The organism is Mesorhizobium sp. B2-5-4 (assembly GCF_006441095.1).
Classification (GTDB): Bacteria; Pseudomonadota; Alphaproteobacteria; order Rhizobiales; family Rhizobiaceae; genus Mesorhizobium; species Mesorhizobium salmacidum.
This window is the reverse complement of record NZ_VFUR01000002.1, coordinates 278,288-296,794: the sequence shown is the minus strand read 5'-3', so window position 1 is coordinate 296,794 and position 18,507 is coordinate 278,288. Positions and strand designations below refer to the sequence as shown.

Here is an 18,507-nt window from a genome sequence, read left to right as displayed (position 1 = left end):
GGAAGAAAACCGGGAACCAACAACAAACTGGGAGTTCTGAAAATGAAGACTGTTCTGAAGACATTCGCCACGGCGCTGCTGCTCGGCGTCGCCGCCATGGGCGTGGCCAAAGCCGATCCGGTCAAGATCGGCGTCGCCGCCGAACCCTACGCGCCCTTCACCTCGCCCGACGCTTCGGGCAAATGGGTCGGCTGGGAGATCGACTTCATCGACGCCGTTTGCGCCGAGGAAAAGCTCGATTGCGTCATCACCCCTGTCGCCTGGGACGGCATCATCCCGGCGCTGACCACCAAGAAGATCGACCTCATCGTCTCGTCGATGTCGATCACCGACGAACGCAAGAAGACCATCGACTTCTCGGACAAGTACTACAACACGCCGACCGCGATCATTGGCCCGAAGGACCAGAAGTTCGGCGCCACGCCTGACGACCTCAAGGGCAAGGTCCTCGGCGTCCAGGTGTCGACGGTGCATGCCGTCTACGCCAAGAAGCATTTCGGCCCCACGGCATCCGAGATCAAGGAATACCAGACGCAGGACGAAGCCAACAACGACCTTGCCGCCGGCCGCCTCGACGCGGTGCAGGCCGATTCCATCGCGCTCAAGGAGTTCCTCAAGACAGACCAGGGCAAGGCCTGCTGCGATCTCAAGGGCATGGTGGCCCCTGACGACGAAGTGCTCGGACCGGGCGTCGGCGCCGGTGTGCGCAAGGAAGACACCGATCTGAAAGAGAAGATCAACGCCGGCATCAAGGCGATCCGCGCCAACGGCAAATATGACGAGATCTCGAAGAAATACTTCGATTTCGACATTTACGGCGGCGCCACGCAGTCGAACTGACGACCCTCGCATGGGCTGGAGGACAGGGCGCTGACGTCCCCATCCTCCAGCTAGCCAGTCCACGCATGCTTGCCGCCGGCCGCTGGTGCCGGCGGATCGAGCCAGCAATCCGGGGGCGACGCTGATCGAATCCTTTCTTCCGGCCTCCGCGGCCGGCATCGTCGAACTCCTCTCGCCGGCGCCCGTCGGCTGGGGTGGGACCCTTTTGCTCGGGCTCTTGCATTCGCTCGAGATCGCAGTCGGTGCCACGATCGTCGGCCTGCTGATTGGAACCTGGGGTGCCTATGGCAAGCTCTACGGCGGGCCCGTGGTGCGCGACCTGTTCGCGGTCTACACCACGGTGGTGCGCGCCGTGCCGGAACTGGTGCTGATACTGCTGCTCTATTATGCCGGTACCGACCTGATAAACCAGGTGCTGGCCGCGATGGGTTACCAGCGTGTCGATATAAGCGGGCTGGTGGCCGGCATTGCCGTGCTCGGCTTCGTCCAGGGCGCCTATTCGACGGAAGTCATCCGCGGCGCGATCCTCGCCATTCCGCAGGGCCAGATCGAAGCCGCTCGCGCCTTCGGCATGTCTCCCGGCCTGCTGTTGCGGCGCATCACACTGCCGGCGATGCTGCCTTTCGCCATTCCGGGCCTCGCAAATCTGTGGCTGATCGCCACAAAGGACACCGCGCTGCTGGCCGTCGTCGGCTTCTTCGAACTGACGCTGGCGACACGACAGGCGGCGGGCGTCACCAAGGCCTATCTGGTTTTCTTCCTCGCCGCCGGCGTGCTGTATCTCTGCGTGACGCTGGTTTCGAACTTCCTGCTTGGCCGCGCCGAGAAATGGGCGCGGCGCGGCATGCCTTCCATCAAGGAGGCACGCTGATGACCAGCGAAACAGCCGTCATCGACACGGCGGCGCGCGCTTCGCTCTGGCTGCAGCCACATCGCATCGTGCTGATCCTCATCGCGTTGGGGCTCGTGGCCTCGGCCGCCTATTTCATGCGCTGGGACTGGCTGCCGCAATATTGGGAAATGGGCCTGATGGGCATCTGGCGTGCCCTGTGGATCCTGGCCGTCACCTGTACGCTCGGCTTCATGATCGCCTTGCCCGTCGGGCTGGCGCAGGCGGCCGGTTCGATCTGGGTCGCGGCACCGGCGAAAGTGTTCTGCACCATCATTCGCGGCACGCCGCTGCTTCTGCAGCTATGGCTGCTCTATTACGGGCTGGGCTCGCTGTTCCCGCAATATCCATGGATCCGCGAATCCTGGATGTGGCCTTATCTCAGGCAGGCCTGGCCGTACGGCGTGCTGGCGCTGACCTTGTCCTTTGCCGGCTATGAAGGCGAAGTGATGCGCGGCGCCTTTGCCGGCGTGCCCAAGGGGCAGCTGGAAGCCGCGCGCGCCTTCGGCATGAGCCGCTGGAAGATCTTCCGCCGCATCTGGCTGCCTCAAGCCTTCTACCGGGCGCTGCCGACGCTGACCGGCGAGACCGTGCTGCAGCTGAAATCGACGCCGCTGGTGGCGACCATCAGCGTGATCGACATCTTCGCCGTCTCGTCCAAGGTGCGGCAGGACACCTATCTCACCTACGAGCCCTTGCTGCTCCTGGCGTTGATCTATATGGCGATCACCGGCATTCTGGTCTTCGCGTTCAGCCGGATCGAGGCGCGGATTCCGGTCAAGATCGGGTAAGCGAGTAGTGAATAGGAAATAGTGGGCTGCTTGCCGGTTTTTTCCTACTGACTACTCCCTATTTCCTACTCACTCAGGAGCAGCCCTGATGCAACTCAGTCTCGACCAGGCAAAAGGACTGTGCCGGATGGCGGCACTTGGCGCCGGCGCCAATGAGGAAGCGGCGCAATCGCTCACCGCCTCGATCATCGCGGCCGAGGCGGAAGGACTTGCCACCGTCGGGCTGTCGCATTTCATCGATTACCTCGAGGCGTTCGAGGCCGGGCGCATCGACGGCAATGCCGATCCGGTGATCACGCGGCCGGCGCTGGCCATCTATCTCTCGGACGCACGCCGCGGGCTGGCGCACATCGGATTCGACCGCACCATCGACGACCTCGCCAAGGCGGCAAGACTGTTCGGCGTCGCCATCTTTTCGCAGAAAAACGCCTATACGTGCGGGGCGCTCGGCTACTTCACCGGCCGGCTGGCGGCGCAGGGACTGGTGTCCTTCGCCGCCACCAACGGCCCGGCCGTCCTGGCCGGCTCGGGGTCGGTCAAGCCGGTCTATTGCACCAATCCGATGTCGTTCGCCGCGCCCGCCGCCGACGGCGCGCCGCTGGTCATCGACCAGTCGTCGAGCGCCACCGCCTTCGTCAACATCCGCAAGGCGGCGGAAGACGGCAAGAAGATTCCCGAAGGCTGGGCGCTGGACGCCAGCGGCAATTCGACGACCGACCCGGCCGCCGCCATGAAGGGCGCCATGCTTGCCTTTGGCGGCCAGCGTGGCGCCAACATCGCGCTGATGGTCGAAGTGCTGGCGGCGGGCCTGTCGGGCGCCAACTGGTCGCTCGACGCACCGTGGTTCAGCGGCGGTCCCGACAGTCCGGGAACCGGCCTGTTCGTGCTCGCGGTCGAGCCGAAGCTACTCGATCCGGATTTCGAGCAGCGCATGAAGGACCAACTCGACCGGCTGCGCCGACGCTATGGCGTGCATGTGCCCGGCCGCGCCCGGGCCGAAGCGGTCGAGAAGGCGCAGGCGCGCGGCATCACCGCGCCCAAGGCGGTGATCCAGCGCATCTCCGAATTCGCCGAGCGCTATTCGGTCTGAAGAAACTGACGAAATTTCCCGCGCGTCGGTGAACCTTCCCGCGCCTCGCGACGACCAATGGCTGTCCGGGTCGGGTTTGCCCGGTCGGTGTCTTCTGTCGGATGCGTTCAGGGCTGGGGCGGGCGTACTTGCTTCACGCCACGCTGATACCGTCTCAGGTCAGGCCGCCTCGTTGGACCCTGCTTTCGGCGCGAACGTCACCCGGAAAACCCCGCTTCGGCGGGGTTTTCTGCGTCTGTCGTTCGCGGCGCCAAAACATGATGAAAGTGCCATGCGCTTTCGCGGAAAACCGCTTCACACTTTTTCTGGAATTGCCCAAGAGACAAGGATGACGCGACGACGCGTCACCCTTTGCCTTTAGCGCAAAACGGACTATGAAACGGCTCAGCCAAGCCATCTGGAACGCGCGCCGGAGCCCGCCATGACCGAAATCCTGCAGACCCCAAAGCTCGTCGTCGTCTTTGGCGGGTCAGGCTTTGTCGGCCGTCATGTCGTGCGGGCGCTGGCCAAGCGCGGCTATCGCATCCGGGTCGCCTGCCGGCGGCCCGATCTTGCCGGCCATTTGCAGCCACTCGGGAATGTCGGTCAGATCCAGCCGGTGCAGGCCAATGTGCGCGTACGCTGGTCTGTCGACCGCGCCGTGCAAGGCGCCGACCACGTCGTCAATCTCGTCGCCGTCCTGCATGAGAGCGGCCGTCAGAAATTCTCCGCCGTGCACGAATTCGGTGCTCGCGCTATCGCCGAGGCCGCGCGCGCCGTCGGCGCCGGCCTCACCCATATTTCGGCGCTCGGCGCCGATCTGGACTCCAAATCGGATTATGCGCGCACCAAGGCGTTGGGCGAGAAGGCCGTGCTAGAGACGATCGCCGATGCCGTGATCCTCCGGCCGTCGATCAATTTCGGGCCCGAAGACAGCTTCTTCAACCGCTTCGCCAACATGGCGCGTTATTCGCCGGTGCTGCCGCTGATCGGCGGCGGCCAGACCAAATTCCAGCCGGTCTATGTCGGCGATGTTGCTGAAGCTGTTGCGCGCTCGGTCGACGGCAAGATCGATGGCGGCCGGGTCTATGAGCTTGGCGGCCCCAACGTGCTCACTTTCAAGGAGTGCATGCAGGAAATGCTCACCGTAATCGAGCGCAAGCGCCTGCTGGTGCCGGTGCCGTGGTGGGTGGCCAACATCCAGGCCTCGATCCTCGGCCTGCTGCCCAACCCGATGCTGACCAAGGACCAGGTGACGCAGCTGCGCGAGCACAACATCGTTTCGGACGAAGCCGCCAAGGCCAACCGGACACTGGCGGGGCTCGGCATCCAGCCGCAATCGATCGCGACGATCCTGCCCAGCTATCTCTGGCGCTTCCGCGCCGCCGGCCAGTTCCAGCAGCGCAAGCCCGCGGTATAATCTCCAGAAGCGTCAGCCCTCAACGATGACGAGGCGTGATCCGCATCGGCAGCCCGCCTTGCGGCTGCGTGGTTAATTTCTGCACCGGCCAAGGTTTTGTTTCAGCGGTCGCGTCGAAGCGGAAGCGTGACAAAAGGATGGCGAGCGCGATGATCGCCTCCTGCATGGCGAAACTGGCGCCTATGCAGACGCGCGGTCCCGCGCCGAAGGGCAGATACTGGAAGCGGTCGATCTTTTCACGGTTTCCCGGGTGGAAGCGTTCGGGCAGGAAAGCGTCGGGCCGGTCCCACAACTTCCTGTGGCGGTGGACGACCCACGGCATCACCAGCACGGCGGCGTGCTTGGGAATATAAAGGTCCCTCCACATTTCCGGCACGATCGGCTCGCGGTTGATCGATGGCGCCGGCGGGTAGAGCCGAAGCGCCTCGTCGAAGGCGGCGCGTGTCAGCGGCATGGCGTCGAGCCACTTCGTCGGATCGGGCTCGCGCGCCAGCACCTGGTCGATCTCCTGTTCGACGCGGTCGCGCTCCCAGGGCGATTCGGCCAGGCAATAAAGCGTCCATCCGAGCGCGCGCGCCGTGGTCTCGTGGCCGGCACCGATGAAGGTGATGATGTTGTCCTCGACTTCCGGGCGTGTCAGTCCGTCGGGGCCTTCGGCCTTGAGCAGCAGCGTCAGGAAATCCTGGGGCACGGCATCGGGGTCGCGCCTGAACTTCTCTTCGCGCATCTTGACCGTGTCGGTCACGATCTTGCGGAAATAGGCCATCGTCTTGCGGCCGCGGATGCGGGTCAGCCGTGGCAGCCAGTCGGGCGCACGCAACAGGTCGAGCGGGTCGACGCGGCCCATGGTCTCGAACAGGCGGTCGATCTCGTTTTCGAAACTGCCCGGCTCGCCTGCGATCTCGCCGGAAAACAGCGTCTCGGCTAGGATGTCGTAGGTGAGCAGCGTCATGTCATGGGCGATATCGGACGCGCCGCCTGCCTCGTAACGGGTGACGAACTCCAGCGTGCGTTTCAGCATCGGCTGGGCAAAGCCGAAAATGTGGCGCGGTGTGAACACCGGCGCCATCGCCTTGCGCGACCGCTTCCACACCTCGCCCTCGGCGGTCAGCAGGCCATCGCGCAGGATCGGCCTCAGGATCTTCTGGCGCACCGTCGCCATCTTGTAGTTTTTGGCGTTGTCGACCAGCACATGGCGGATCAGGGCGGGATCATTAGCGATGACCAGCGGCCCGCCGGCGCCCTTGGCCGAAATCCAGGGTTCGTTGTAGGTCAGCTCGCCCCAGAGTTCGAGCGGGTTGCGATAGACGATGCGGATCATCTCCAGCGTCGAAGGCGGCGACGTGCGCGGCTTCGGGGCGGGAGGAACGAAGGGGGCGGGCTGAGTATCCATGGAGTGCTCCGCTGTTCCCATCAATGTAGTGGCTGGCACACCGGGCGTCCATGTGGCCAAACGGCAGAGCGGACCATGACTTCAGGAACGCAGGGCAGACGGTCTGTTCATCCGATCGTGACCGTTCCGTCAGGGCTCCGACCTTGTCCGCTGGAACGCTCTGCCGTAGTGACGGTCACCAACGGATACCGCCTGACAAAGGAGCCTGCCTTGAAGCACCAGTTGAACATCATCATCGGCAGCACGCGGCCCGGCCGCGCCGGCTCGGTTTTCGCCGAGTGGCTGGAGACGTTCGCGCGCGAGCACGGAAAATTCGAGCCGGTGCTGACCGACATCGCCGCGTTCGGTCTGCCGGTGCTGGACGAACCCTATCATCCAAGGCTCGGCAATTATCAAAACGACCACACCAAGGTCTGGTCGAAGGCGATCGACGCTGCAGACGCCTTAGTCTTCGTGGCGCCGGAATACAATTATTTCGTGGCGCCCGCGATCGTCAACGCGGTCGACTATCTCGCCCGCGAATGGAGATACAAGCCAGCCGCCATCTTCAGCTATGGCGGTGTTTCCGGCGGCCTGCGCGCGGCGCAGGCGCTGAAACCGCTGCTGACCGCGGTCGGGATCATGCCGATCCCGGAAGGTGTCGCGCTGCCGCTGTACCAGAAACTGCTCGACGAGAATGGCGCCTTCGATGCCAGCGAGCAGGTGCGGGGCGGAACCAAGACCATGCTGGACGAACTGTTGCGCTGGAGCGAGGCGTTGAAACCAATGCGCGCTGCCTGAGAGAGCCGCTCTCAGCGCGGCTTGCTCGCGCCATAAAGAGGTGGAATGGTCGGCAAATGACCGAGCCGGGGCGGTTCGACTTGCGTTTGCTGTTTGCCTTGCTGCTGATGCTTGCGACCACCGCCGCGGCGGTGGCGGAGCGGCGCGTGGCATTGGTCATGGCCGATGACGACTACCGGCTGGTCCGGCCGCTTGCCAACCCCATCCATGACGGCGAGGCGATGGAGGCGGCGCTGAAGAAGCTTGGTTTCGAGGTGGTGCTCGAAACCAATCGTGACCTCAGGCGCATGCGCCGCGCGCTCGACGATTTCCGCGAAGACGCCAAGGGCGCCGACGTGGCGCTGGTGTATTTCTCAGGCCATGGCGTCGAAATATCGGGCGACAACCGGCTGCTGCCGGTCGATGCCGACGCGTCTTCGCTCGATGCGCTGGACAAGACCAGCCTGCCGCTGGAAGAGGTGCGCGACGCGGTCGCCGCCACCGCGAAAGTCGGGCTGATCGTGCTCGATGCCTGCCGCAGCGATCCGTTCTCGGGGAACGGCGGCACCGGTCGTGGCGCGACCTCGCTGGCCAAGGATGTCGCCGACAGCGTAAAACCGGGTCTTGGCCGCATCGGGCGGGCGGAAAACATCCTGTTCGCGTTCTCGGCCGCACCTGGCGAGACGGCCGCCGATGGCACCGGCCAGAACTCACCCTTCACCACGGCGTTGACCAAATATCTCGGCACCGACGGGCTTGAGATTCGCTCGGTGCTGACGCTGGTGCAGCAGGAGGTCTACGACGTGTCGCGCGGCAAGCAACTACCCTATGTCGAGAGCGGCCTGCCGAAGCTGTTTTTCGCCGCTGCCGCCAAGGAGCAATTGCCGGAGCGCGAAAGGCTGCTGCTGGCCATGGCCGACGTGACGCCGGAGATGCGGGGCGAGGTCGAGCGGATCGCCAGCGATGCCGACATGCCGCTGGCGCCGCTCTATGGGGCGTTGATCAGCGCCGACACCAGCCATCTGTCGGCGGAGAGCCTGAATGCCCGGCTGCGCGAGGCGGCGGACGCCTTCGTCAAGGTGCGTGCCGAGATGAAGACGCTGGCTGCCGACGATCCGCGTGTGACGGATCTGCGCCGTCAGGCCGAGGAGCAGCTGGCCCTGGGCGCCTTCGGCACCGCACAGGCGAAGTTGGCCGAGGCGGTCGGCATCGACGAAGTGTCGCGCAAGGCGCTGAAGGTGAATTTCGTCGATCGAACGCTGTCGCAGGCCGCGACGCTGTTCCTGTCGGCGGGCACGGCGCGCGCCGACCTCGATTATGCGGCGGCCATCAAGGGCTATGAAACGGTGCTGTCGCTGTATGGCGAGGCCGGGCAGACCTCGCTCAGCCTGGAACAAGCCGACCGCCAGAGCAGCACGCTGGACGAGCTCGGTCTGCTCTATACGACGGTCGGCAATGTCGAGGCGGCCGGCCGGGCCTTCACCGCCCTGTTGGCCAACCTCGAGCAGCGGTCGCTTCTGGAAACCGATCCGAGCGTCAAACGCGATCTCGCCATCAGCCACATCAAGCTCGCCAACATAGAGATGGCGCAGGGCGATCTGCCAAACTCGCTCGAAAACTATGAGGCGGCCAGGGGCATGCTGCAGGAGCTGACCGCAAGCGTGCCGGACAAGAAAGACTGGCTCGGTGATCTTGCCATGGCCAATGACAAGATCGGCAACGTGCTGGCGACGCAAGGCGATGTGGGTGCGGCGGCCCAGGCCTATCAACAAAGCCTGTCGATCAAGCAGAAATTGGCCGACGCCGAGCCGAACAGCGCTTATCTGCTGCGCGACCTGACCATAACCTATGACGAAATCGGCGACCTTGCCCGTACCGCCGGCCAGTTGAACAGCGCCCAGACCGCCTTTGAAGAGAGCCTGAGACTCCGGCTGGCGCTGGCCGAGAACAAGCCCGACGACCTTGAGCGCCAGCGGGCTGTCTCTGTCAGCCACGAGAGGATCGGCGACGTGCTGCGCGAGCGAGGCGACGCCGCCGGCGCGCTCGTGGCCTACAACAAGAGCCAGGCGATCGCCGGGAGCCTGGTGCGCCGCGACCCTAACGATACCGACTTGAAGCGCGACCTGTCGATCAGTTACGCCAAGATCGGCAACGCGCTCAACGACCAGGAGAGCTGGCCGGCAGCACTGGTCTCCTATCAGAAAGCGCTGGCCGTAGCGCGTGACCTTGCCCGGAGTGACCCCGGCAACACCGGCTGGCAGCGCGACCTGTCGGTCTGTCTGGAAAAGGTTGCCGGTGTGCTTGATGCGCAGGGCAATGTCAGCGAGGCGCTGCAAAACTACCAGGACAGTCTTGCCATTGCCGACCGGCTGGCCCAGCTCGACCCAGGCAATTCCGACTGGCAACGCGACCTGTCGATCACTCTGTCGGAAATCGGCATGCTGGAGACCAAGCAGCGCCACTTCGAGGGCTCCGAGAGGGCCTTCGAAGCCAGCCTCGGCATCCGCCAGCAACTGGCTCAGTCCGATCCGAACAATGCGGTTTGGCAATTTGATCTGGTGCAGGCTTACATCAACTATGCGTATGTGGCCAAGGATCCGAAGGCGGTGCTGACCAAGGCGCTGAACCTGACGCTGGAGCTCGACCGCACGGGCCGGCTGGCGCCCAGGGACAAATCCACGATCAAATATTTGCGCGGCCTTCTCGCCAAAATCAACGCCCGAAAAAAATAGCCGGCCGCCGGCTTGGGATTTGCGCCGGAAATGCCTGCAAACCTTGGAAAAACCGCCTTTAGCGCCTATATCTAATCGATCTCAGAAGCGCGATTCGGGGCAATTTTTCGCGCTGCAAAAACGGCATCTAGACAATAGGTTTTCATGAGCGACCAGACCGAGAACACCAACGGCGCTGAAGCCGAATACGGCGCCGATTCCATCAAGGTTTTGAAGGGGTTGGATGCTGTCCGCAAGCGACCGGGCATGTATATCGGCGACACCGATGACGGCTCGGGCCTGCATCACATGGTCTACGAGGTGGTCGACAACGCCATCGACGAGGCGCTGGCGGGCCATGCCGACCTGGTTTCGGTGACGCTCAACCCCGATGGCTCGGTGACGGTTATCGACAATGGCCGTGGCATTCCCACCGACATTCACCCCAGCGAGGGCATTTCGGCGGCCGAAGTGATCATGACGCAGCTGCATGCCGGCGGAAAATTCGACCAGAACTCCTATAAGGTGTCTGGCGGCCTGCATGGCGTCGGCGTCTCGGTGGTCAACGCGCTATCGGCCTGGCTGAAGCTCAAGATCCGCCGCAACGGCCAGATCTTCGAAATGAGCTTTACCCATGGCGATGCCGACGCGCCGCTGAGGGCGACCGGCAGCTACGAACAGAACAAGCGCCCGGGCACCAATGAGGGCCGCAGCGGTAGTGAGATCACCTTCTTTCCGTCCGCCGAGACCTTCACCATGGTCGAGTTCGATTTCGGCACGCTGGAGCACCGGCTGCGCGAGCTCGCCTTCCTGAACTCCGGCGTGCGCATCGTGCTGACAGACGCCCGTCATGCCGACGTCGTGAGGCATGAACTGCACTATGACGGGGGCCTCGAAGAGTTCGTCAAATATCTCGACCGGGTCAAGAAACCGCTGATCGAGAAGCCGATTTCCATCAGGGCCGAGCGTGACGGCATCACCGTCGAAGTTGCGATGTGGTGGAACGACAGCTACCACGAGAATGTGCTGGCCTTCACCAACAACATCCCGCAGCGCGATGGCGGCACCCATCTGGCCGGTTTTCGCGGCGCACTGACCCGCCAGATCACCGGCTATGGCGAATCTTCGGGCCTGACCAAGAAGGAAAAGGTCTCGCTGATCGGTGACGATTGCCGCGAAGGCCTGACGGCGGTGCTGTCGGTCAAGGTTCCCGACCCGAAATTCTCGTCGCAGACCAAGGACAAGCTGGTCTCGTCGGAGGTTCGTCCCGTGGTCGAGGGACTGGTCAACGAAGCGCTCGGCACGTGGCTCGAGGAGCATCCGGCCGAGGGCAAGGTGGTCGTCGACAAGGTGATCCAGGCCGCGGCGGCGCGCGAAGCCGCGCGCAAGGCGCGCGACATCACCCGCAAGACCTCGCTCGGCGTCACCTCGCTGCCCGGCAAGCTGGCCGACTGCCAGGAACGCGACCCGGCGAAGTCCGAAATCTTCATCGTCGAGGGCGACTCGGCCGGCGGCTCCGCCAAGGGCGGCCGTTCGCGCCAAAACCAGGCGATCCTTCCCCTGCGCGGCAAGATCCTCAATGTCGAGCGGGCCCGCTTCGACCGCATGCTCTCGTCCGACATGATCGGCACGTTGATCACCGCGCTCGGCACCTCGATCGGCAAGGACGAATTCAACGCCGACAAACTGCGTTATCACAAGATCATCCTGATGACCGACGCCGACGTCGACGGCGCCCATATCAGAACCCTGCTGCTCACCTTCTTCTTCCGGCAGATGCCGGAGCTGATCGAGCGCGGCCATCTCTACATCGCCCAACCGCCGCTCTACAAGGTGACGCGCGGCAAGAGCTCGCAATACATCAAGAATGAAAGCGCCTTCGAAGAATTCCTTATCGATTCGGGGTTGGAGGAAGCGTCCCTTACGCTCGGCTCAGGGGAAGTGCGGACCGGACAGGATCTGCACGGCGCCGTCGCCGATGCGCTTGCCGTGCGCCAGCTCATCAACGGCTTGCACACGCGCTATAACCGCGACGTCGTCGAGCAGGCGGCGATCGCCGGCGGGCTCAATCCCGATGTCTTCGCCGATCTCGGTCGCGCCAACGCGATGGCCGAGCGGATCGCGCAACGCCTCGACATCATTGCCGAGGACACCGAGCGCGGCTGGACCGGCCGCATGTCGACCTCGAACGAGGGCATCGGCGGCTATGTCTTCGAACGCACCGTGCGCAGCGTCAAGGAATACGCCCATCTCGACATGGCACTGATCAATTCCGCCGACGCACGCCAGCTCGACCGCTACGCGCAGCGCCTCAGCGAGGTCTACGGGGCGCCGCCGGTGCTGCGCCGCAAGGAGGTGTCCGAGACAGTCTCGGGACCGCTGGCGCTGCTCAACGCGGTCTTTGCCACCGGCCGCAAGGGGCTGACCATGCAGCGCTACAAGGGTCTCGGCGAGATGAATGCCGAGCAGCTCTGGGAAACCACGCTCGACCCGAATGTGCGTTCGCTGCTGCAGGTCAAGGTCAACGATGCGACCGATGCCGACAGCCTGTTCTCGCGGCTGATGGGCGACGAGGTGGAGCCACGACGCGAATTCATCCAGGACAACGCACTGTCGGTTGCAAATCTGGATATTTGAGGTTTCGCCCAGCCTTTTCGGTACATTGGCGTAGCTCGGGCGCGCGCCAATAATGAGGACCTGCCGGAACAGAAGGCTTTCAGAGACATTGTGACAGTGTCGATCACAATTTCTTGCAGGAGGCTTTCATGGGACGCGGCATTCTACTCTGGTTGCTCGGAGTTCCGATTCCGATCATCATTCTTCTCATGCTTTTCATGCGATAGGGGGCCGCTATGCAGTCCGCCACCCTATCGGCTGTCGACGTATCAGCTTCAACGGAATCGTCCTCCACCGCCGTCAGCTGGGGACCGATCATTGCCGGCGCCTTCGCGGCCTCGACGCTGACGTTCATCCTCATGCTGCTCGGCTCGGGCCTTGGATTGAGCATGGTCTCGCCATGGTCCGGGTCCGGTGCATCGGCGACCACTTTCGCGGTATCGACCGCCATCTGGCTTATCATCGTGCAATGGCTGTCGTCGGGCGTCGGCGGCTACCTCGCGGGCCGGTTGCGCACCAAATGGGTCGGCATCCACACCGACGAGGTCTATTTCCGCGACACCGCGCACGGCTTCCTCGCCTGGGCATTGGCCACCTTGCTGGTCGTCGGCGTGCTCGGCTCGGCGCTTTCCGCCGCGATTGGTTCAGGCGTCCAGGCCGCGTCCACCGTGGCCTCGGGAGCCGCCATGGGTGCGTCGGCCGGTGCCTCCGCCAATGCCAGCGCCACCTCGGCCGATAATGCGACGTCCTATCTGGTGGATTCGCTGTTCCGCCCGGCCGATCCGGCCAAGCTCGCGACCGCCAATCCAGGCGACGAAGCGGCCGCGGCCGGGCAGGCCTCGCGCATCCTGATCGCCGGTGCTGTCGCCGGCGAGGTCCCCGCGGAAGACAAGACCTATCTTGCCCAATTGGTCGCCGCGCGCACCGGTCTTTCCGAGGCAGACGCCAAGACGCGTGTCGACACGGTGCTGGCGAAGGCGCAGGACGCGAAGGTCAAGGCAAAACAGGCGGCCGACACGGCAAGGAAGGCAAGCGCCACCTTTGCGCTCCTCGGCGCCTTGTCGCTGGTCATCGGCGCCTTCATCGCCAGTGCGGCCGCCGCGCTCGGCGGCCGGCAGCGCGATGAAGAGGAAGCGGTCTTCCTGACCAACGGTTGAACGCAGCACCACGCCAGAATCACAGAGCCCGGATCGACCGGGCTCTTTCTATTCGACGGTCAAGATCGGCCGGTCAGTGATCCATGGCCTTGACGATTTCCTCGGTCATCTTCTTGGCGTCACCGAGTAGCATCATGGTGCCGTCCTTGTAGAACAGCGTGTTGTCGATGCCGGCATAGCCGGAACCGAGCGAGCGCTTGACGAACAGGCAGGTGCGCGCCTTGTCGACGTCGAGGATCGGCATGCCGTAGATCGGACTGCTCTTGTCATCACGCGCGGACGGGTTGGTGACGTCGTTGGCGCCGATGACATAGGCGACGTCGGCCTGGGCAAACTCCGAGTTGATGTCCTCGAGCTCGAACACTTCGTCGTAAGGCACGTTGGCTTCGGCGAGCAGCACGTTCATATGGCCAGGCATACGGCCGGCGACCGGGTGGATGGCGTATTTGACGTCGACGCCATTGGCCTTGAGCTTGTCGGCCATTTCACGCAGCGCGTGCTGCGCCTGGGCGACCGCCATGCCGTAACCCGGCACGATGATGACCTTCTGCGCGTTCATCATCAGATAGGCGGCGTCGTCGGCCGAACCCTGCTTGACCGTGCGCTCGATGCCGTCATCGGCGGCAGCCGCCGTTTCGCCGCCGAAGCCACCGAGGATGACCGAGATGAAGCTTCGGTTCATGCCCTTGCACATGATGTAGGACAGGATCGCGCCCGACGAGCCGACCAGCGCGCCGGTGATGATCAGCGCCAGATTGCCGAGCGTGAAGCCGAGTGCGGCCGCTGCCCAGCCCGAATAGGAATTCAGCATTGAGACGACGACCGGCATGTCGGCACCGCCGATCGGGATGATCAGGAGGATGCCGAGCACCAGCGAGGCGGCGACGATAAGCCAAAAGACCAGCTTCGATTCCGTGGTGACCAGCAGCACGATCAGCATAATCAGGGCCACGCCAAGCGCGGCATTGATGAAATGGCGGCCGCCGATCATGATCGGCTTGCCCGACATGCGGCCATCGAGCTTCAGGAAGGCGATGACCGAGCCGGTGAAGGTGACGGCGCCGATGGCGACGCCCAGGCTCATCTCGATCAGGGCCTGGGCATGGATGTCGCCCATAGTACCGATGCCGAAGCTTTCGGGCGCGTAGATGGCCGCGGCCGCGACCATGACGGCGGCGAGACCGACGAGGCTGTGGAAAGCGGCGACCAGCTGCGGCATCGAGGTCATGGCGATGCGGCGCGCGGTCACGGCGCCGACGCCGCCGCCGATGGCGAGACCGAGCACGATCAGACCGTAGCGGCCGGCCGACGGGACCAACGGGACTGCCAGCGCCAATGTGGTGGCAATGGCGATGCCCATGCCGATCATGCCGTAGAGATTGCCCTGGCGGCTGGTGGTCGGGTGTGACAGGCCGCGCAACGCCATGATGAACAGGACGCCGGAAACCAGATAGAGGAAGGACGCGAAGTTGGCGTTCATGGCGCTCTACTTGTCCTTCTTCTTGTACATGGCCAGCATGCGCTGGGTGACGAGAAAGCCGCCGAAGATGTTGACCGAGACCAGCATCAGCGCGACGAAGCCAAAGCCGGCGGCGACGCCGGAGGCCGCTATGCCGACGGCGAGCAGCGCGCCGACGACGATGACCGAGGAAATAGCATTGGTGACCGCCATCAATGGCGTGTGCAGTGCGGGGGTCACTGACCAGACGACGTAGTAGCCGACGAAGATCGCCAGGATGAAGATGGCAAAACGGAAGACGAAGGGGTCGATGGCGCCGCCCGACAGCGCGTGCGCGGCGTCACCGGCGGCCTCAGTGCCACCCGGGGCATTGGCCAGGTTCTGCACCGCGAGCCTGACGGCGGCACTCGCCTGGTCGAGCTGGTCCAGGGCTTTCTGCAAGGTCTGATCCATCACGCGGTCCCTTTCGGCTTCGGCGAGGGTGACTTGGATGCGGCGGTCTTCCGGGTCGATGACTTCTTCGGCGCAGCCGAAGCATCGGCGACCATGGTCGTGGCCGGGATCGCGGGCGGCTCGATATAAGGCTGCTGGTCGGCCTTGGCGAAGGCCGGATGGACGACCTTGCCGCCATCGGTCAGCATCGTCGCCTTGACCAGATCATCGTCGCGGTTGATGGCCAGCGTCTTGGTGGTCTTGTCGACCAGCGTCTCGAGGAATGCGAACAGGTTCCTGGCATAGAGCAGCGAGGCGGATGCCGCGATGCGACCCGGCACGTTGAGATGGCCGACGATCTTCACATTGTTGGCGGTGGTGACGATCTTGCCCGGCTCGGCACCCTCGACATTGCCGCCACGCTCGACGGCGAGGTCGACGATCACCGAGCCAGGCTTCATCGAGGCAACCATGGCCGCCGAGACAAGCTTAGGCGCCGGCCGGCCTGGGATCAGCGCGGTGGTGATGACGATGTCCTGCTTGGCGATATGTTCGGCGGTGAGCGCCGCCTGCTTGGCCTGATACTCCTTCGACATTTCCTTCGCGTAGCCGCCCGCGGTCTCGGCGGCCTTGAACTCCTCGTCCTCTACGGCCAGGAATTTTGCGCCGAGCGAGGCGACCTGTTCCTTGGCGGCGGGCCGAACGTCGGTGGCGGTGACGACCGCGCCGAGACGGCGCGCCGTGGCGATCGCCTGCAGGCCAGCGACGCCGACGCCCATGATGAAGACCTTCGCGGCCGGCACCGTGCCCGCGGCCGTCATCATCATCGGCAGCGCCCGGTCATATTCGGCGGCTCCGTCGATCACCGCCTGGTAGCCGGCAAGATTGGCCTGGCTGGACAGCACGTCCATCGATTGCGCGCGGGTGATGCGCGGCATGAACTCCATCGAGAAGGCAGTGACGCCGGCTTTGGCAAGGGCCGCGACTTCAGCATCGTTGCCGTACGGATCCATAATGGCGATCACCGCTGCGCGGGCTTTGTAGCCCTTCAGCTCCGCATGCGTTGGCCGGCGAACCTTCAGCACGACATCGGCCTTGGCGACATCCGCCGCCTTGCCGATGGCAGCGCCTGCCTTGGCAAACTCCTCGTCGGGGATGCGCGAGCGGGTGCCGGCACCGGCTTCGACGATGATGTCGAATCCCAGCCCCGCCAGCCGCTTCACCGTATCGGGCGAGGCGGCAACGCGCGGCTCGTTCGCATCGAGCTCACGAGGGATGAAAACCGTCTGTCCCACCGCATGATCCTTTCGGCTGGAACCTGTCTGCGCGAAGTTTCGGCCGGGATATCCGGCTACTTCAACCGCAAGAGGGTTTTTGGAAGGTCTATCGCAGAATGAAGGCGCCGACGGCCAGAATAAGCACGAACAGGATCAGCGCAGAGAAGAACCCGCCCGCGAAGAAGCCGAAAGCCATCGCCAGAAGAAGCGCACCGCAGAAGAGCGAACCATATTTGGCCAGCGCCAGGAAGCCCGCATAGGTGCGGTCATGCTCGGCATAGTCCATCTTCGCGCCCAGTTCTGCAGGACCGCTCGGCGTATGCTCAGCCATAGGAATACCCCTTCGAAGACATCTTTCAGGCACATACCGAAAAGCCGCGCGGAGAGCAATGGCGCTATTGCCGCATCGCAGCCGACAACTGCCTCAAGGGAAAATTGAAACTGGCGGGCCGCTGCCCGCAGGGATGGGTTTTGCGCGAGGCCTGCCCAGCGTCTCAGCCAGCAAGGTGAGGAAAAAGCCCGAGCAGCCCAACGATGATCAGATAGAGCGCGACGATATAGTTCAGCAGCCGCGGCATGATCAGGATCAGCACGCCGGCGATCAGCGAGATCAGCGGCGTGAGCGCGAGCTGGGATAGATGCATGTCGTTGTCCTTTCAAGAAGCGATAAGCATCAACTCGCGTCGACGCCGCCAGTCACAACGCGGTCAGGCCTGGAAAGCTCCATCGACCCGCAGGAGGCATAAGGCCCGGAAATGGCGTGGGGTCAGGCCGCCTCGAAATACTTGGCCGTGGGCAAAATGGTCAGCGGCGCCAACTCGCCCCGCCTGGGGCGTTGGAAAAGCATGCGCTGCTCGAACGCCGTGGAATTGAAGAAAGGGAAACGATCCAGCGTCGCCTGCATGTTCTCGGAGCATTTCGACTGGAACAGATGCACGGGAACGGTAAGTCCGGGATAATTCCGCGGCGGCACCGCCTGCTCGGAACGGAAGATGCGGTGATAGAAAGCGGAATGCTCTTCCTTGATCGCCGTCAGGCAATAGGTTGGCTTGAAATGGCTGCAGGCGACCACCGCCAGCCTCAACGTGATGTAGGGCAGCACCCGCAGGCTGCTCGACCACTCGAGATCGGCGGCGAACCGGCTCGGGTCGACGAACGTCTCGCCAGAAGCCAGACGCCGTGACAGCACGTCGCCGAAAACATCGGTGCTGGGTGAAACAGGATACCTCGCGCTGGCGTAGTGAATTCTGATGGTGCTGACGAGCGTGCCGTCGAAGAAGACGCCAAAGCGGTAAGAATTGGGCAGATCGTCGAAGCTGTCCTTCACCATGTGGGAAGCATCTGATTTGACCATGCCGGCGTGAAGGTAGGAATTGTAGCGAAGCTTATAGATCGCTTCCAAATCCTCGGCGCCATCGCAAAGGCGATACTCCACGTGCTCCAGAACGTCCATGATGTGATCTGTAAACACCGAAGGACGATTCTTGTCCCTGCCCGCAGCCGCCGCCAGCGGCCTACTCACCAACTTATTGTCCATTTGACCCTCGTACCGCCGCACAAACGACCATAGCGAAGCGCTGGAGGAACAAGAAGCAAAATTGCGAGCTTTCGCGTTTACCCTAAATTAACGTTAACAGATCGTAAATACCGAGCACGGGAGCATCATGCCCCTCGACGAACGACTTCATGACGAT

Annotated in this window: 16 protein-coding genes; 9 read left to right on the top strand and 7 right to left on the bottom strand. The window is 63.6% G+C overall.

Annotated elements, in window-relative coordinates; translation table 11 throughout:
- The first annotated feature begins 42 nt into the window (after positions 1-42).
- From FJ492_RS03970 to FJ492_RS03950, 5 genes are all read left to right on the top strand, one after another.
- A complete protein-coding gene (locus FJ492_RS03970) occupies positions 43-840 on the top strand; it encodes a transporter substrate-binding domain-containing protein (RefSeq protein ID WP_140716408.1) in 798 nt (265 codons plus the stop codon).
- 205 nt (positions 841-1,045) lie between these two features.
- Positions 1,046-1,711 (top strand): ABC transporter permease, encoded by a 666-nt coding sequence (locus tag FJ492_RS03965; protein ID WP_140506889.1) that lies wholly within the window; start codon positions 1,046-1,048, stop codon positions 1,709-1,711.
- On the top strand, positions 1,711-2,520 hold the full coding sequence (locus FJ492_RS03960) for an ABC transporter permease (protein ID WP_140768575.1): 810 nt from the start codon (positions 1,711-1,713) through the stop codon (positions 2,518-2,520). The genes FJ492_RS03965 and FJ492_RS03960 overlap by 1 nt, the downstream gene beginning before the upstream one ends.
- 88 nt (positions 2,521-2,608) lie before the next feature.
- Positions 2,609-3,610 carry an Ldh family oxidoreductase gene (locus FJ492_RS03955; protein WP_181166569.1) on the top strand — a complete coding sequence of 334 codons (1,002 nt, stop codon included), beginning with the start codon at positions 2,609-2,611 and terminating at the stop codon, positions 3,608-3,610.
- Between the two features lie 421 nt (positions 3,611-4,031).
- A complete protein-coding gene (locus tag FJ492_RS03950) occupies positions 4,032-5,009 on the top strand; it encodes a complex I NDUFA9 subunit family protein (RefSeq protein WP_140768571.1) in 978 nt (325 codons plus the stop codon).
- A 19-nt stretch (positions 5,010-5,028) separates the two neighbouring features.
- On the opposite strand, the gene FJ492_RS03945 is transcribed toward FJ492_RS03950, so the two are convergent.
- Positions 5,029-6,402 (bottom strand): cytochrome P450, encoded by a 1,374-nt coding sequence (locus FJ492_RS03945; RefSeq protein WP_140768569.1) that lies wholly within the window; start codon positions 6,400-6,402, stop codon positions 5,029-5,031.
- Positions 6,403-6,612: 210 nt separating this feature from the next.
- Between FJ492_RS03945 and FJ492_RS03940 the strand changes: the two genes are divergently transcribed.
- From FJ492_RS03940 to FJ492_RS03925, 4 genes are all read left to right on the top strand, one after another.
- Positions 6,613-7,182 carry an NADPH-dependent FMN reductase gene (locus FJ492_RS03940; RefSeq protein ID WP_140716399.1) on the top strand — a complete coding sequence of 190 codons (570 nt, stop codon included), beginning with the start codon at positions 6,613-6,615 and terminating at the stop codon, positions 7,180-7,182.
- Between the two features lie 56 nt (positions 7,183-7,238).
- Positions 7,239-9,893, top strand: a complete 2,655-nt coding sequence (locus FJ492_RS03935; protein WP_246675875.1) for a caspase family protein — start codon at positions 7,239-7,241, stop codon at positions 9,891-9,893.
- A gap of 144 nt (positions 9,894-10,037) precedes the next feature.
- Positions 10,038-12,509 carry a DNA topoisomerase (ATP-hydrolyzing) subunit B gene (gyrB, locus tag FJ492_RS03930; protein ID WP_140768567.1) on the top strand — a complete coding sequence of 824 codons (2,472 nt, stop codon included), beginning with the start codon at positions 10,038-10,040 and terminating at the stop codon, positions 12,507-12,509.
- A gap of 215 nt (positions 12,510-12,724) precedes the next feature.
- Entirely contained in the window at positions 12,725-13,645 is a 921-nt protein-coding gene (locus tag FJ492_RS03925) for a hypothetical protein (RefSeq protein WP_140506706.1), read from the top strand.
- 73 nt (positions 13,646-13,718) lie between these two features.
- Here the strand turns inward: FJ492_RS03925 and FJ492_RS03920 are convergent, their stop codons facing one another.
- The 6 genes from FJ492_RS03920 to FJ492_RS03895 all read right to left on the bottom strand — a co-directional run bounded on the left by FJ492_RS03920 (position 13,719) and on the right by FJ492_RS03895 (position 18,266).
- Positions 13,719-15,125 carry an NAD(P)(+) transhydrogenase (Re/Si-specific) subunit beta gene (locus FJ492_RS03920; protein WP_140506708.1) on the bottom strand — a complete coding sequence of 469 codons (1,407 nt, stop codon included), beginning with the start codon at positions 15,123-15,125 and terminating at the stop codon, positions 13,719-13,721.
- Between the two features lie 6 nt (positions 15,126-15,131).
- The gene (locus tag FJ492_RS03915) at positions 15,132-15,560 is read right to left on the bottom strand and encodes an NAD(P) transhydrogenase subunit alpha (protein WP_027142818.1); all 429 of its coding nucleotides are present in this window, start codon (positions 15,558-15,560) and stop codon (positions 15,132-15,134) included.
- Positions 15,557-16,831 (bottom strand): Re/Si-specific NAD(P)(+) transhydrogenase subunit alpha, encoded by a 1,275-nt coding sequence (locus tag FJ492_RS03910; protein ID WP_140716393.1) that lies wholly within the window; start codon positions 16,829-16,831, stop codon positions 15,557-15,559. The genes FJ492_RS03915 and FJ492_RS03910 overlap by 4 nt, the downstream gene beginning before the upstream one ends.
- A gap of 88 nt (positions 16,832-16,919) precedes the next feature.
- Positions 16,920-17,144, bottom strand: coding sequence for an aa3-type cytochrome c oxidase subunit IV (locus FJ492_RS03905; protein ID WP_027142816.1), 225 nt, complete (start codon positions 17,142-17,144; stop codon positions 16,920-16,922).
- Between the two features lie 163 nt (positions 17,145-17,307).
- On the bottom strand, positions 17,308-17,457 hold the full coding sequence (locus tag FJ492_RS03900) for a DUF3096 domain-containing protein (protein ID WP_084636514.1): 150 nt from the start codon (positions 17,455-17,457) through the stop codon (positions 17,308-17,310).
- Positions 17,458-17,579: 122 nt separating this feature from the next.
- Entirely contained in the window at positions 17,580-18,266 is a 687-nt protein-coding gene (locus tag FJ492_RS03895; RefSeq protein WP_246673838.1) for a hypothetical protein, read from the bottom strand.
- Positions 18,267-18,507: the final 241 nt, after the last annotated feature.